The sequence below is a fragment of the Streptomyces sp. NPDC004609 genome, from assembly GCF_042873655.1.
GTDB lineage: Bacteria > Actinomycetota > Actinomycetes > Streptomycetales > Streptomycetaceae > Streptomyces.
In genome coordinates this window covers 205,739-218,837 of sequence record NZ_JBIALS010000002.1, presented here as the reverse complement: position 1 = coordinate 218,837, position 13,099 = coordinate 205,739, and the positions used below count along the sequence as shown (strand labels likewise).

Here is a 13,099-nt window from a genome sequence, read left to right as displayed (position 1 = left end):
GCGCTCCAATTGCCAGATGACGGCGACACCCGACGACTGCCTCGCACGCAATGAGTGGATCTGCGGCGAGTATCTCTCGACCCGCCGCGAGATCCTCTGGGACGCGGTCCTCCAGCACCTCCAGCTCACCGCCGTCTCCGTGTTCCTGGGGCTCGTCATCGCGGTCCCCCTCGCCGTCGCGGCCCGCCGCTGGCGGTGGTCCGCGGCGCCGGTGCTGGGGGTGACGACGATCCTCTACACGATCCCGTCGCTGGCGATGTTCTCGCTGCTGCTGCCGGTGTACGGGCTGTCCGCGTCGCTGGTCGTCGCGGGACTGGTCCTCTACTCGCTGACCCTGCTTGTCCGGAACATCCTCGCCGGGCTGCGCGCGGTCCCCGAGGAGACCCGGCAGGCCGCGCGGGGCATGGGGTACGGACCCGTACGGCTGCTGCTCGCCGTCGAGCTGCCGCTCGCGCTGCCCGCGGCGATGGCGGGGCTGCGGATCGCCACCGTGTCGGCGGTCTCCCTGGTCACCATCGGCGCGATCGTGGGCTACGGCGGTCTCGGCAACCTCATCTACTCCGGCATGAACACCTACTTCAAGGCCCAGGTGCTCACCGCGTCCCTGCTCTGTGTGGTCATCGCCGTCGCCGCGGACGTCCTGCTGCTGCTCGTGCAGCGGCTCGCCACACCCTGGACACGGGGGACGAGGGGAGCGGCGGCGTGAACACCCTCACCGACGCGTGGAGCTGGCTCACCAGCGCCGCGAACTGGTCCGGCGACAACGGCGCCTGGAACCGGCTCGGCGAGCATCTGTTCCTCACGGCGGTGTGCCTCGGTCTGAGCTGTCTTCTCGCGCTGCCCGTCGCGCTCGTCCTCGGACACCTCGGCCGGGGCGGCGCGCTCGCCGTCAACATCTCCAACGCGGGCCGCGCCGTCCCCACCTTCGCCGTCCTCGTCCTGCTGCTGCTCAGCCCCCTTGGCGACCACGGCTCCTGGCCGACCGTCATCGCGCTGGTGCTGTTCGCCGTCCCGCCGCTGCTCACCAACGCGTACGTCGGGATGCGGGGGGTCGACCAGGACGTCGTACGGGCCGCGCGCGGCATGGGGATGACGGGCCCGCAGCTGATGTTCGGCGTGGAGATCCCGCTCGCCCTGCCGCTGATCCTGACGGGTGTGCGGATCGCCGCCGTGCAACTGGTGGCCACCGCGACCATCGCCGCGCTCGCGGGCGGCGGAGGACTCGGCCGGATCATCACCGCGGGATTCAATCTGGCCTCGACCTCGCAGGTCGTCGCGGGCGCGGTCCTGGTGGCCGCCTTCGCACTGGTCGTGGAGGGGCTGTTCGAGCTGGTGCAGCGGCTCGCGCCCGGCGGGGTGAGGGGGAGCGGCCGATGAGGGCCCGGCGCGCTCCCGGCGCGGCGGTCAGGGCCGCGCTGGCGGCGTGGGCCGTCCTGCTGGCGCTGACGTCCTGCACCACCGGACCGTCCCTGGAGAACCGGGGCGAGGTCACCGCGCCGCCCGGCGACAGCAGGCATCTGACGATCGGTTCGGCGGGCTTCACCGAGTCCGATCTGCTCGCCCAGATGTACGCCCTCCTCCTGGGCCGTGCCGGATACGGCACGGAGATCCTCTCGGTCACCAACCGGGAGATCTACGAACCCGCCCTGGAAGGCGGCCAGATCGACGTGGTCCCCGAGTACGCGGCGACCTTCGCGGACTGGCTGAACGCCAGGACCAACGGCCCCGAGGCGCCTCCCGTCGGCTCGCCCGACCTCACCACGACGATGACCGCGCTGCGCGCCCTCGCCGCGCCCCGGGGACTGACCGTGCTCGATCCGGGCAGAGCCGTCGACCAGAACGCGTTCGCCGTCACCCGCCGGTACGCCGAACGGCACCGCCTCAGGACACTCAGCGACCTGGGCCGCGCCAAGCTTCCCGTACGGCTCGCCGCGGGCGACGAGTGCGTCCAGCGGCCGTACTGCGAGCCGGGGCTGAGGAAGACGTACGGCATCGACATCACCGCCGTCGACCCCAAGGGCGTCGGCACCACCCAGGCCAAGCAGGCCGTTCAAAGTGGCCGGGACCAGATGGTGCTGACGACGACCACCGACGCCACGCTCGACCAGTTCGGTCTGGTGCTCCTCGCCGACGACAGGCATCTGCAGAACGCGGACTACATCGTGCCCGTCGTCAACCGCGCGCGGGCCGGCGGCGAAGGGGTCACCAGGGCGCTGGCCCGGCTCAACACCGTGCTGACGACCGCGGATCTGGCGTCGATGAACGAACAGGTGGACAGTTGGCGCCGGCTTCCGCAGGACGTCGCGAGAAAGTACCTGGAGTCGAAGAACCTGCTCTGAAGCTCTCCTGCCGCCCCGGTACCGAACGGTGTCCCGCCTCGATCGAGGGCCCCCGGGACGCCCGGGAACGAGCCGAGGGGACGCCATGGCCATGGACGGCGGGAGCGAGGAGCGCCGTCCGCGCGCGGGGCCGACGTCCGGAGCGCACGGACCGCCACCCGGGGGTCGGTCACCTGCGCGGCTCGCTGCCGCGCCGCCCCGGTGAGGTCCCGCGAGCAGCCGGGCCCGCGGCGCTCCCGTGGGGCGCCCCGGGCGCGCGGCGCCCCACGGGAGCCGCGCTATGCGGGGTGCGCCGAGTGCAGGCTCTCCAGCCGTCGCTCCAGGACCCGCAGCGCTCCGGGCTGCCGTCCCGGGACACGGCGGCGCAGCGCCACGAGTCGCGGGGCCAGTTCGCGGGCTCCGACGGGGTCGGGGATCTGCTCCCACTGGTGGTGGGCCCGGTCGACCGCGCCCTCGACGTCGGGGTCGTCGGTCGCCTGCCGCCGCGTCAGCCGGGCATCGGCCGCGGACATCCACAAGGCGCAGCTGAGCGCCGGTTCCCGTGCCAGCCGCGCCAGATCGGCCCGTACCTCCAGCCAGTGGATCGCCGGGAGGGAGCCGGGGCCGTGAGCCCGTGACTCCCGCTGCTCCCAGTCGGCGGCGGCAGCCGAGGCCTCCCGGTGCCTCCCGGCCCGCGCGGCGGCGAGGATCGCGGGATGGGGGTCGTCCCCGGCGGGGAGCCGAGCGGGCGGAGCCGGGGGCCCGGGCGCGACCGGTGGGCGCGGTGGCCCGCCCTGCGAAGGCGCGGTCGGCACGGTCCCCGGGCGCGGCGGAACGGGCGCGTATCCGTCGGGCAGCCCGATCCCGCCCGCGACGGTACCGAGTACGGGTACGGATCCGGGCGGGGGCGGGGCCCCCGGGACCGCCACGGGCGCGGCGCCGGGGCCGGCCGCCACGGGCTCCGGCACCGCGGCCGGCGGAACCCACGCCGGCGTCAGCAGCAGCGCTCCCTCCGTCTCCGTCTGCGCCGCCGCCTGCTCGTGGAGCGCCGCCGGATCCGGCCGGGCGCCGCTGCGCCAGATCGACGCACAGGAGCGGAGGTACTCGGGGGCCGCCGTCTCCCGGCGGTCGGCCGGAGGCACGACCCGCCCGTACAGCCGGACCGCCGGTCCGAACCCGAGCCCTTCGCGGACCACCCGCGGCCAGGCGTCCGCCGCGGCCACCAGATCGACGACCACGGTGGTCGTACCGGGGCGCCGGACGGCCAGTTCGGAGACCAGCCAGTGCCAGGGCAGCGCGGTGTAGCGCATCGTCGCCGGCGTCGTGCGGGCGAGCGCCAGATGCGGCAGGCGCTGCTTGCGGTCGAGGTGCACCTGCCCGGCGAGGTAGAGGAACAGCGGCCCCTCGGCCGTCGCCGCGGCCCGGACCCGGGTCAGCACCGTCTGCGGATCGAGGGGGTCGGCGAGTTCGACGACCGTCGCCGCCGGTGTGCCCGTCAGCGCGCTCGGCGGCACGGCGGCGAGCGCGGACAGCACCGAACCGGCGTCGATCAGGCGCCCTCTGCCGACCGGCGCCGCCGCGATGAGCAGCGCGGTTCCCGGCGCCCCCGTGTCCCCTCCGGTGATCAGCACACCCAGCACCGTAGCCGACGCGGCCGACGGCGGGAGTGCCGTACGGCGTTCGGTCACGGGACCGTACGGCGTTCGGGTGCGGTCCCGGGCCACCGGCGCCCCAGAGGTCCCGTGGTTCACCTCCGGCTCTCCCGTCCGGGACGATCGCGGTCCGGTGGCGCGTGCCTACGCGTCCGACACCGAGTCGAACTCCACCGCGCCCCGCGCGACACCCTGCGCGTCCGCGTCCACCGACCGGCGCAGCGCCTCGTGCAGCTTCGCGGGGGTGAGCACCCCCGCGAAGCGCGCACCGTCCACGACCGCGACCCACCCCGCGTCGTGCTGGAGCATCTCGCTGAACGCCTGTTTGAGCGGTGCCCCGAGCGGCACCCATGCCTCCATGCGCCGGGCCAGATCGCCGACCGTGCCCGCCTCCCCGGCGATCGCCAGGGCCTCCGCGGAGACCCAGCCGTGCAGATCGCCGCCGGGGCCGAGCACCACGGCCCAGCGCGCGTCCTGTTCGCGCAGCCTGACCGCCGCCGCTCTCGCGGTCTCGTCGAGCCGGGCGACCGGCGGCTGCTCCAGGTCGTCCGCCTCGATCGCGGTGACCGAGAGCCGCTTCAGCCCCCGGTCCGCGCCGACGAACCGGGCCACATAGTCCGTCGCGGGCGCGCCCAGCACGGCCGCCGGGGTGTCGAACTGCTCGATGCGCCCCTGCCCGTACACGGCGATACGGTCCCCCATCCGCACCGCCTCCTCGATGTCGTGGGTCACCAGGAGCACGGTCTTGCGCACGGTGTCCTGGAGGCGCAGGAACTCGTTCTGGAGGCGTTCGCGCACCACCGGGTCGACCGCGCCGAAGGGCTCGTCCATCAGCAGCACCGGCGGATCGGCGGCCAGCGCGCGGGCCACCCCCACCCGCTGGCGCTGGCCCCCGGACAACTGCGCCGGATAGCGGGGGCCGTACGTCTTCGGGTCCAGGCCCACCAGTTCGAGCAGTTCGGCCGCCCGCTCGCGCGCCCGGGCCTTCTTCCAGCCGATCAGCGAGGGCACGGTCGCGGTGTTGTCGAGGACCGTGCGGTGGGGGAACAGCCCGGCCTGCTGGATGACGTAGCCGATCCGGCGGCGGAGTTCGACCGGGTCGGCGGCGGAGATGTCCTCGCCGTCCACGAGGATACGGCCCGAGGTCGGTTCGATGAGGCGGTTGACCATCATCATCGTGGTCGTCTTGCCGCAGCCGGACGGGCCCACCAGGGTGACCAGTTCGCCCTCTCCGACCTCGAACGAGAGGCCGTCGACGGCCGTCGTGCCGTCCGGATAGACCTTGCCGACCTGCTCGAACCGGATCATGACCTCACGCTAGGAGCGACCGGGGAAGCGCGCACACGGGTGGCGGCCGTCCGTGTGACCCGGAGCAAGGACGGGGCCGTACGGCGTACCGGCGATCCGGCCCGGCCCGGGAGCCGGCGCCGGCGGACACCGCCCAGGGCTCGGACCGGATCGGCCCCCCACGGTCGCCGCGCGCCGCTGACCTCGGGCTTCATACCCGCACCCCCGCCTGCCACCCGGATCGGCATGTGATCCCATGGGCGGGCCAGACGCAAGGAACAGGAGCACCAGTGACCCGCTACCGCCAGCCCGGGACCGTCCTCACCGACCGGCACTTCACCGTTCCGCTCGACCACGACAACCCCGGCGGAGAGCAGCTGGAGCTGTACGGACGGGAGATCGTCGCCGGGGCGCGGGTGGCCGACGACCTGCCGTGGCTCGTCTATCTGGAGGGCGGCCCCGGTTTCGGCGCCCGCCGCTTCACCGGACGGCAGGGCTGGCTGGGCCGCGCTCTCCAGGAGTACCGGGTCCTCCTGCTCGACCATCGCGGAACCGGACGCTCCACCCCGCAGAACCGCCAGACCCTGCCCGGGCGCGGCGGACCGGCGGCCCAGGCCGGCCATCTCGCCCGCTTCCGCGCCGACAGCATCGTGCGCGACTGCGAGACGGTCCGGAAACAGCTCACCGCCGGAGCCCCCTGGAGCGTGCTGGGCCAGAGCTTCGGCGGCTTCTGCGCCACCCACTACCTCTCCGCGGCGCCCGCGGGACTGCGCGAGGTGTTCATCACGGGCGGTCTGCCCTCGCTCGACGCCCACGCCGACGACGTCTACCGGGCCGCGTACCCCCGCGTCCGGCGCAAGAACGAGGCGCACTACGCCCGCTATCCGCAGGACGTGGCACGGGCCCGCCGCATCGCCGCCCATCTCGCCGAGCACCGGACCGTCCTGCCCACGGGCTACGTCCTGACCCCCGAGGCCTTCCAGTCCCTCGGGATCCTCCTCGGCGGCACGGACGGCAGCCATCTGCTCCACTACCTCCTGGAGGACGCCTTCATCCGGGTCGGCGGGCGGCACGAACTCTCCGACGCCTTCCAGGAGGCAGTGCTCACCACCCTCTCCTTCGCGGGTCATCCCCTCTACGCCGTCCTCCACGAGGCCATCTACGGCCAGGGCGACGAGCCGACCGCCTGGGCCGCCGAGCGCGTACGGGCCGAGTTCCCGTGGTTCGACCCCGCCGCCACCCTCGACGGGGACGCCCCGCTGCTGTTCACCGGCGAGTCCGTCCACCCCTGGCACTTCGAGGTCGATCCCGCCCTGCGGCCCCTGCGCGAGGCCGCCGAACTGCTCGCCGCGCGTACCGACTGGGCCCCGCTGTACGACGCCGGGCGTCTGGCCGCCAACGAGGTACCGGTGACGGCCGCCGTCTACCACGACGACATGTACGTCGACACCGGTCACTCCCTGAGCACCGCCCGCGCGATCCGGGGACTGCGCACCTGGGTCACCGACGAGTTCGAGCACGACGGGGTGCGGACGGGCGGCCCCCGTGTCCTGGACCGGCTGATCGCGCTCACCCGGGGGGACGTCTGAGCCGCAACCACCGCCGTATCCTGCGCGTATGACCGATCCGACGGACAAGAGCGATCAGCTGCGACCGATGCCCGACGACTGGCGGCGCGCGCTGGCGGTCGTCGCGCACCCCGACGACCTGGAGTACGGCTGTGCCGCCGCCATCGCCGGATGGACCGACGGCGGACGGGAGATCGCCTATCTCCTCGCCACGCGCGGTGAGGCCGGCATCGACACCGTCGCCCCGGCCGAGTGCGCCCCGCTGCGCGAACGCGAGCAGCGGGCGAGCGCGGCCGTCGTCGGTGTCTCGACGGTGGAGTTCCTGGACCACAGCGACGGGGTGGTCGAGTACGGCACCGCGCTGCGCCGGGACATCGCGGCGGCCGTCCGCCGCCACCGGCCCGAACTCGTCATCACGCTCAACCACCGGGACACCTGGGGCGGCACGGTCTGGAACACCCCCGACCACCGGGCCGTCGGCCTGGCGGCACTGGACGCGGCGGCCGACGCGGGGAACCGCTGGATCTTCCCCGAGCTGATCTCCGAGCAGGGGCTCGAACCGTGGAACGGCGTCCGCTGGGTGGCGGTCGCGGGCTCCTCGACACCGACGCACGCCGTCGACGCGGCCGCGGGACTGGAGCGCTCCGTCCGGTCGCTGCTGGAACACCGCACCTATATCGAGGCGCTGACGCGGGAGGACCCGGAGCAGTACTGCCGCTCCTTCCTGACCGGCAGCGCCGAGGCGGCCGGCGCGCGCTTCGGCGGCCGGCCCGCCGTCACCTTCGAGCTGTTCCCCCGCTGACGGCGGGGGTACGCTGCCCTGGTTTCTGATGAAGCGTCAGAAGTCTTCGGGAGGGGTGGCGATGATCGACACACTGGACCGGGAGATCGCCGGGGGTGAGGAGCGCATCCGGCTCGACGTCGAGGACGGCATCGGCCTCCTCACCCTCTGCCGTCCCGGCAAACTCAACGGCTGGAGCTGGGAGTCCACCCGCCAGCTGGGTCTGATGGCCGACCGTATCCGCTTCGACGACTCGATCCGGGCCGTCCTGCTGCGCGCCGAGGGGCGCGCGTTCTGCGCCGGTATCGATGTGACCGCCCCCGGCGGGGGGATCACCGGCCGCTCGCCCGCCGAGCGCGTCCACCGCTACCAGGAGGGCATCCGCTGGGCGCACGAGCGGTTCGCCGCCTTCGCGGGGCTGCCCCAGCCGGTGGTGGCCGCGGTGCAGGGCTACTGCCTCGGCTTCGGTTTCGAACTGGCGCTGATGGCGGACATCCGGGTGGCGGCCGGTGACGCCGTCTTCGCCCTGCCCGAGACCGGGCTCGGGGTCGCCGTCGACGCGGGCGGCGATCTGCGGATCGCGCGCGAGGCGGGGGCGGGCTGGGCCAAGTACCTCGCGCTCACGGGCCGCCGTATCGACGCGGCCACCGCCGAGCGCCTCGGCCTGGTCCAGCGGGTCGTCCCCGCCGCCGAACTGCCCGCGGTCTCCCGCGCGGTGGCCGAGGACATCGCCGCGAACGCGCCGCTGGCGGTACGGGCCGTCAAGCGGGACATCGACGCCTTCGCCGACACGGGACTGGCCGAGGCACTCGACCGTACGGCGATGAGCGCCGCGCTCACCCTGACGTCCGACGACTGCCACGAGGGCTACACCGCCAAGGCGGCACGGCGGCCGCCGCACTTCGGGGGACGCTGAGCCGCGGGGCCCGGCGGACACCGTCCCCGTGCTCCGGGACACCGTCCCCCGGGCTCCGGGACACACCGGCCGGGCCGTGGGGGTTCTCCGCCCCGGGCCCGGCTTCCGCCCCGTGCCCCGGTCCCGGACGGCTTCCCCGTGCCTCAACCCTCGAACGGCCCCCGCCCGAGCTGTTCGCGCACGGTCACCACCGGCTCGTTCACCAGTGTGCGCCGCTGCCAGTTCGCGCCGTCCACCACCAGGGTGTGGCCCGTGATGAACCGCGCGTACGGCGAGGCGAGGAAGGTCGCCGCCCAGCCGATCTCCCGGGGCTGTCCCACCCGCAGCGCGGGCTGCCGCACATCCGTGTCCCCGGCCCGGTCGAGCCCGCCGCGCAGCTCCGCGGTCATGTCCTCGTGCGGCACCAGCCCCGGCACGAGGGCGTTGATCTGAATGCCGTACGGCCCCCACTCCACGGCGAGCGTCTCCACCATGCTCCGCACCCCCGCCTTGGCGGCGGCCGAGTGCACGTATCCCGGGCCGCCCGTCCAGGCGTACGACGCGCCCAGACTGACGACCGACGCCGGGGTGCCCGCGAGAAGATGCCGGCGGCCGAACTCCCCGGTCATGAACCAGGTACCGCTCAGCGTGATGTCCACGACCGCCCGCCAGCCGCGCTCGGACAGATCCTCGGCGGGGACGGGGAAGTTGCCGGCCGCGTTGTTCACCAGCACATCGGGCAGTCCGAACGCGGCCTCGGCGGCGTCGAACACCTCCGCGATCCTGCCGGGTTCACGGATGTCGCACACGGCGGCGACGACCTGCCCGCCGAACTCCGACAGCTCCTCACGGGCGGCCGTGAGCCGGTCCGCTCTGCGTCCCACGAGCATCAGATTCGCGCCGAGCCGGGCGAACTCCCGCGCGATGGCCCGGCCCAGCCCGGACCCCCCTCCGGTGACGAGGACGTTCCGTCCCTCGAACGTGCCGGCGGGCAGGGCGGCGGCACCGAGCGGCGGGGGCGCGGGAAGGCCGGAGGGATCGGTCATGCCCGCATGCGTAGCCGGTCCGCGCGCAAACGTCCATGCCCGTGCACCGGATTCCGTGCGCCGGTCCTCGAAGGCGCCGCCGAGCGGCCCCAACCCCCCCCGCGCTTCGGGGCCGGTGCCCGGCGGCCGGAGCTCAGGGGCCGGGGAGTTCCTCCGCCGTGGGATACGCGCTCTGCGCACCCCTCCTCGTCACGGCCGCGGCCCCGGCCCGTACCGCGTACGAGGCGGCCGTCTCCAGGTCCTCGCCCAGCCCGAGGCGCCACCCCAGCGCGGCGGCGAACGCGTCCCCCGCGCCGGTGGTGTCGACCGCCTCGACGCGCGGGCTCGGCACGCGGACACACGTCCGGCTGCGGCCGTCGGCCACGATCGCCCCCGCCGCCCCCAGGGTGACCACCACCGACCGGGGACCGCGCGACAGCAGCCCGAGCGCCCAGTCCCGCGGCTCCAGCCCGGCCCCGGTCCCGAGGAGGAACCTGGCCTCGTGCTCGTTGACGATCAGCGGGTCGCAGGCCACCAGCACCTCGGCGGGCAGTGCGGCCGGGGGAGAGGGGTTGAGGACGAACCGGCTGCCGGAGGACAGCGTGCGGACGATCTCGACGACCGTCTCCAGGGGAATCTCCAGCTGCGCCGAGACCACCCGGGCCGTCCGCACCAGATCCCAGGCGGCGCGGATGTCGGCGGGTGACAGACGGTGGTTGGCGCCGGGGAAGACCACGACGCTGTTGTCACCCGACGGGTCCACCGTGATCAGCGCGACCCCGGTCGGCGCGCCGCCCACCAGCACCCCCGCGACGTCGACTCCGGCGGCGTGCTGGGACTCCAGCAGCATCCGGCCGTGACCGTCGTCACCGACCCTCGCCAGCAGGGCGGTACGGGCTCCGAGGCGCGCGGCGGCGAACGCCTGGTTGGCGCCCTTGCCGCCCGGGTGGACCGCGAGGTCGGTGCCGAACACCGTCTCGCCGGGGCGGGGCCGGCGTTCGACGCCGACCAGGAGGTCCGCGTGGGCCGATCCGACGACGAGCAGGTCGTGGTCACGCATCCGCTGTTTCCCTTTCTGACGGAGCGACGGGCGGTTCACCGCGGGAGCGGCGCAGACGGGCGGCCGGCGCCCGCGACCGGGCGGGCTGGGCCCCCGCGTGGGCGCCCTGCCCTTCGGGGTGAGGAGCCGGGCCGTCGCGGCGGGCGGGGAGCAGGGGAGCGGCGCGGGGCGCATCCGGGGCTGCCGTCGAAGGCCGCCGGTGCGCAGGTACACGGAAGGCGCCCGGCGTACGGACGGCGGCGGTCCCGCGGCCGCGGCGGCCCGCCGGTGGTCTGGCTGATGACGCTGTGGCCCCTCCGGTGCGCGTCGGTCCCCGCGCACATTGGAGTCGATGACCCGCCGGCGGGGCAAGTGTCCTGACGGGAACCCGCCGACGGTCCGTTCTCGGTCACCGCAGGGGTGCCGGATTGACACATCGCCTTGCCGAATCTGCAATGGAGCCATGCCCGACGAGGACAAGCCCCTGGACACGCGCGCGGACCGGCTCCCGGAAGGGCGCGCGGACGGACCCGGTGGCGGGAGCGGCGGCGAGCGCCGCCCCGGCCGGCGCACGGCGGGCGGCCGGGCCACCGGCGGGACCGCCGACCGGGCCACCGACACCGGACCGGACGACCCGGACGCGCAGCTCGACACCGTACTGAACGAGGTCGGCCCCCGGCTGCGCAGGATCAGAAGGGAGCGCGGCGCCACCCTGGAGTCGCTCTCCGAGGTGACCCGGATCTCCGTGAGCACCCTGTCCCGGCTGGAGTCCGGGCAGCGCCGCCCCAGCCTCGAACTGCTGCTGCCCATCGCACGGGCCCACCGGCTCCCACTGGACGAACTGGTCGGCGCGCCGCCCGTCGGGGACCCGAGGGTGAAGACGCGTCCGATCGTCCGGTACGGCCGTACCCTGCTGCCGCTCACCCGCAGGCCCGGCGGGCTCCAGGCGTACAAGATCGTGCAGCAGCCCGGCGGCCCCGGGCCCGAACCCCGGACGCACGAGGGGTACGAGTGGCTGTTCGTGCTCTCCGGGCGGCTGCGGCTCGTCCTCGCGGAGCACGATGTCGTGCTCGGGCCGGGGGAGGCCGCGGAGTTCGACACCCGGGTTCCGCACTGGTTCGGCCCCGCCGGTGACACGCCCGTGGAGTTCCTGAGCCTCTTCGGCCCGCAGGGGGAGCGGATGCACGTCCGGGCCCGGCCCCGGCGCGCCTGACCCGCCGTCGTCCGGCCCGGAGGGCTTCCCCGTTCGTCAAGCGCCTGCTTAGCATGCGTCGCGAGCACAGTACGACGACGGTACGTGGAGGCCCCGGACATGCAGGCATGGCAAGTGCACCGGCACGGCGAGCCGGCCGAGGTGATGCGGCTCGAAGAGGTGGAGAAGCCGCGGCCCGGCGAGGGACAGCTGCTGCTGAAGGTCCGGGCCGCGAACATCAACTTCCCCGACGCCCTGCTGTGCCGGGGCCAGTACCAGGTACGGCCGCCGCTGCCGTTCACCCCCGGTCTGGAGATCTGCGGCGAGACCGAGGACGGCCGCCGGGTCGTCGCCGGCCCCGCACTGCCGCGCGGCGGACTCGCCGAGTACGTCGTCGCCGACGAGGCCGCCGTCCTGCCCGCCCCCGAGTCACTCGACGACGCCGAGGCCGCGGCACTCCACATCGGCTACCAGACCGGCTGGTTCGGGCTCCACCGCCGTGCCGCACTCCGGCCGGGCGAGACTCTGCTCGTGCACGCGGCCGCCGGAGGCGTCGGCAGTGCCGCCGTCCAGCTCGGCAGTGCCGCCGGGGCCCGTGTCATCGGCGTCGTCGGCGGCCGGGACAAGGCCCGCACCGCCCGCGAGCTGGGCTGCGATCTTGTCGTCGACCGCCGTGCGGACGACGTCGTCGCCGCCGTCACGGAGGCCACCGGCGGCCGGGGCGCCGATGTGATCTACGACCCGGTCGGCGGGGACGCCTACGCCCAGTCCGCCAAGTGCGTCGCCTTCGAGGGCCGGATCGTCGTCGTCGGCTTCGCCAGCGGGGTGATCCCCACCCCCGCGCTCAACCACGCCCTGGTGAAGAACTACTCCGTCCTCGGGCTCCACTGGGGCCTGTACCGGCACCGGGACCCGGCCGCCGTCCTCGACTGTCACGAGAAGCTGACCGAACTCGCCGCCAAGGGGGAGATCAAGCCGCTGATCAGCGGGCGGTTCGCCATGAAGGACGCTCCCGACGCCGTACAGCGGGTGGCCGACGGAGTGACCACCGGCCGTGTCGTGGTCCTCCCGGAAGGCGTCTGACGGCGCCCCGGGGCCGACGAACCGCGCGACCGCACCCGGTTGGTTCCCCACCCGGCACCGGCCTGCCCCGCATTCATCGGGGCAGGCACCGGTTTCGCGTGAGGACCGGCCACCCCATATCCGTCGGTCCCGCACCCGCCGTCCCGTACCGGCCCCCCGCGCACCCACCGGCCCGCCCCCGCCGCGCCGAGTCCCCGGGCCCGCTCCGGAACCCGGCCCGCCCGCGCGGCGGCCGGGAACACGGCGGACGCCCCCACCA

The 13,099-nt window shown here is 74.5% G+C and carries 12 protein-coding genes; 8 read left to right on the top strand and 4 right to left on the bottom strand.

Features of this window, described 5'->3' with window-relative positions; genetic code table 11:
- Window positions 1-16 precede the first annotated feature (16 nt).
- From ACFYT4_RS02805 to ACFYT4_RS02795, 3 genes are read left to right on the top strand one after another with little or no spacing between them, the layout of a single operon-like run.
- Entirely contained in the window at window positions 17-706 is a 690-nt protein-coding gene (locus ACFYT4_RS02805) for an ABC transporter permease (protein ID WP_389264573.1), read from the top strand.
- The gene (locus ACFYT4_RS02800; protein WP_389264572.1) at window positions 703-1,377 is read left to right on the top strand and encodes an ABC transporter permease; all 675 of its coding nucleotides are present in this window, start codon (window positions 703-705) and stop codon (window positions 1,375-1,377) included. Before ACFYT4_RS02805 ends, ACFYT4_RS02800 begins: the two co-directional genes overlap by 4 nt.
- Entirely contained in the window at window positions 1,374-2,339 is a 966-nt protein-coding gene (locus tag ACFYT4_RS02795; protein WP_389264570.1) for an ABC transporter substrate-binding protein, read from the top strand. Before ACFYT4_RS02800 ends, ACFYT4_RS02795 begins: the two co-directional genes overlap by 4 nt.
- Window positions 2,340-2,617: 278 nt before the next feature.
- Here ACFYT4_RS02795 and ACFYT4_RS02790 read toward each other — a convergent pair whose 3' ends face one another.
- Window positions 2,618-3,958 carry a hypothetical protein gene (locus ACFYT4_RS02790; protein ID WP_389264782.1) on the bottom strand — a complete coding sequence of 447 codons (1,341 nt, stop codon included), beginning with the start codon at window positions 3,956-3,958 and terminating at the stop codon, window positions 2,618-2,620.
- Between the two features lie 156 nt (window positions 3,959-4,114).
- Window positions 4,115-5,278 (bottom strand): ABC transporter ATP-binding protein, encoded by a 1,164-nt coding sequence (locus tag ACFYT4_RS02785; protein ID WP_389264568.1) that lies wholly within the window; start codon window positions 5,276-5,278, stop codon window positions 4,115-4,117.
- Window positions 5,279-5,547: 269 nt separating this feature from the next.
- On the opposite strand from ACFYT4_RS02785, the gene ACFYT4_RS02780 reads away from it, so the two are divergent.
- From ACFYT4_RS02780 to ACFYT4_RS02770, 3 genes are read left to right on the top strand one after another with little or no spacing between them, the layout of a single operon-like run.
- A complete protein-coding gene (locus ACFYT4_RS02780; RefSeq protein WP_389264566.1) occupies window positions 5,548-6,846 on the top strand; it encodes an alpha/beta fold hydrolase in 1,299 nt (432 codons plus the stop codon).
- 28 nt (window positions 6,847-6,874) lie between these two features.
- The gene (locus tag ACFYT4_RS02775) at window positions 6,875-7,627 is read left to right on the top strand and encodes a PIG-L deacetylase family protein (RefSeq protein WP_389264564.1); all 753 of its coding nucleotides are present in this window, start codon (window positions 6,875-6,877) and stop codon (window positions 7,625-7,627) included.
- A 28-nt stretch (window positions 7,628-7,655) separates the two neighbouring features.
- Window positions 7,656-8,522: an enoyl-CoA hydratase/isomerase family protein gene (locus ACFYT4_RS02770; protein ID WP_389264562.1), complete on the top strand. Its 867-nt coding sequence runs from the start codon at window positions 7,656-7,658 to the stop codon at window positions 8,520-8,522.
- 143 nt (window positions 8,523-8,665) lie between these two features.
- Here the strand turns inward: ACFYT4_RS02770 and ACFYT4_RS02765 are convergent, their stop codons facing one another.
- Together ACFYT4_RS02765 and ACFYT4_RS02760 are read right to left on the bottom strand one after the other, a co-directional pair.
- Window positions 8,666-9,547 carry an SDR family oxidoreductase gene (locus tag ACFYT4_RS02765; RefSeq protein ID WP_389264561.1) on the bottom strand — a complete coding sequence of 294 codons (882 nt, stop codon included), beginning with the start codon at window positions 9,545-9,547 and terminating at the stop codon, window positions 8,666-8,668.
- A gap of 133 nt (window positions 9,548-9,680) precedes the next feature.
- A complete protein-coding gene (locus tag ACFYT4_RS02760) occupies window positions 9,681-10,586 on the bottom strand; it encodes a ribokinase (RefSeq protein ID WP_389264559.1) in 906 nt (301 codons plus the stop codon).
- A gap of 637 nt (window positions 10,587-11,223) precedes the next feature.
- Between ACFYT4_RS02760 and ACFYT4_RS02755 the strand changes: the two genes are divergently transcribed.
- Both ACFYT4_RS02755 and ACFYT4_RS02750 read left to right on the top strand, forming a co-directional pair.
- Window positions 11,224-11,778, top strand: coding sequence for a helix-turn-helix domain-containing protein (locus ACFYT4_RS02755; RefSeq protein WP_389264780.1), 555 nt, complete (start codon window positions 11,224-11,226; stop codon window positions 11,776-11,778).
- Window positions 11,779-11,877: 99 nt separating this feature from the next.
- Window positions 11,878-12,840, top strand: coding sequence for an NADPH:quinone oxidoreductase family protein (locus tag ACFYT4_RS02750; protein ID WP_389264558.1), 963 nt, complete (start codon window positions 11,878-11,880; stop codon window positions 12,838-12,840).
- The last annotated feature ends 259 nt before the right edge of the window (window positions 12,841-13,099 follow it).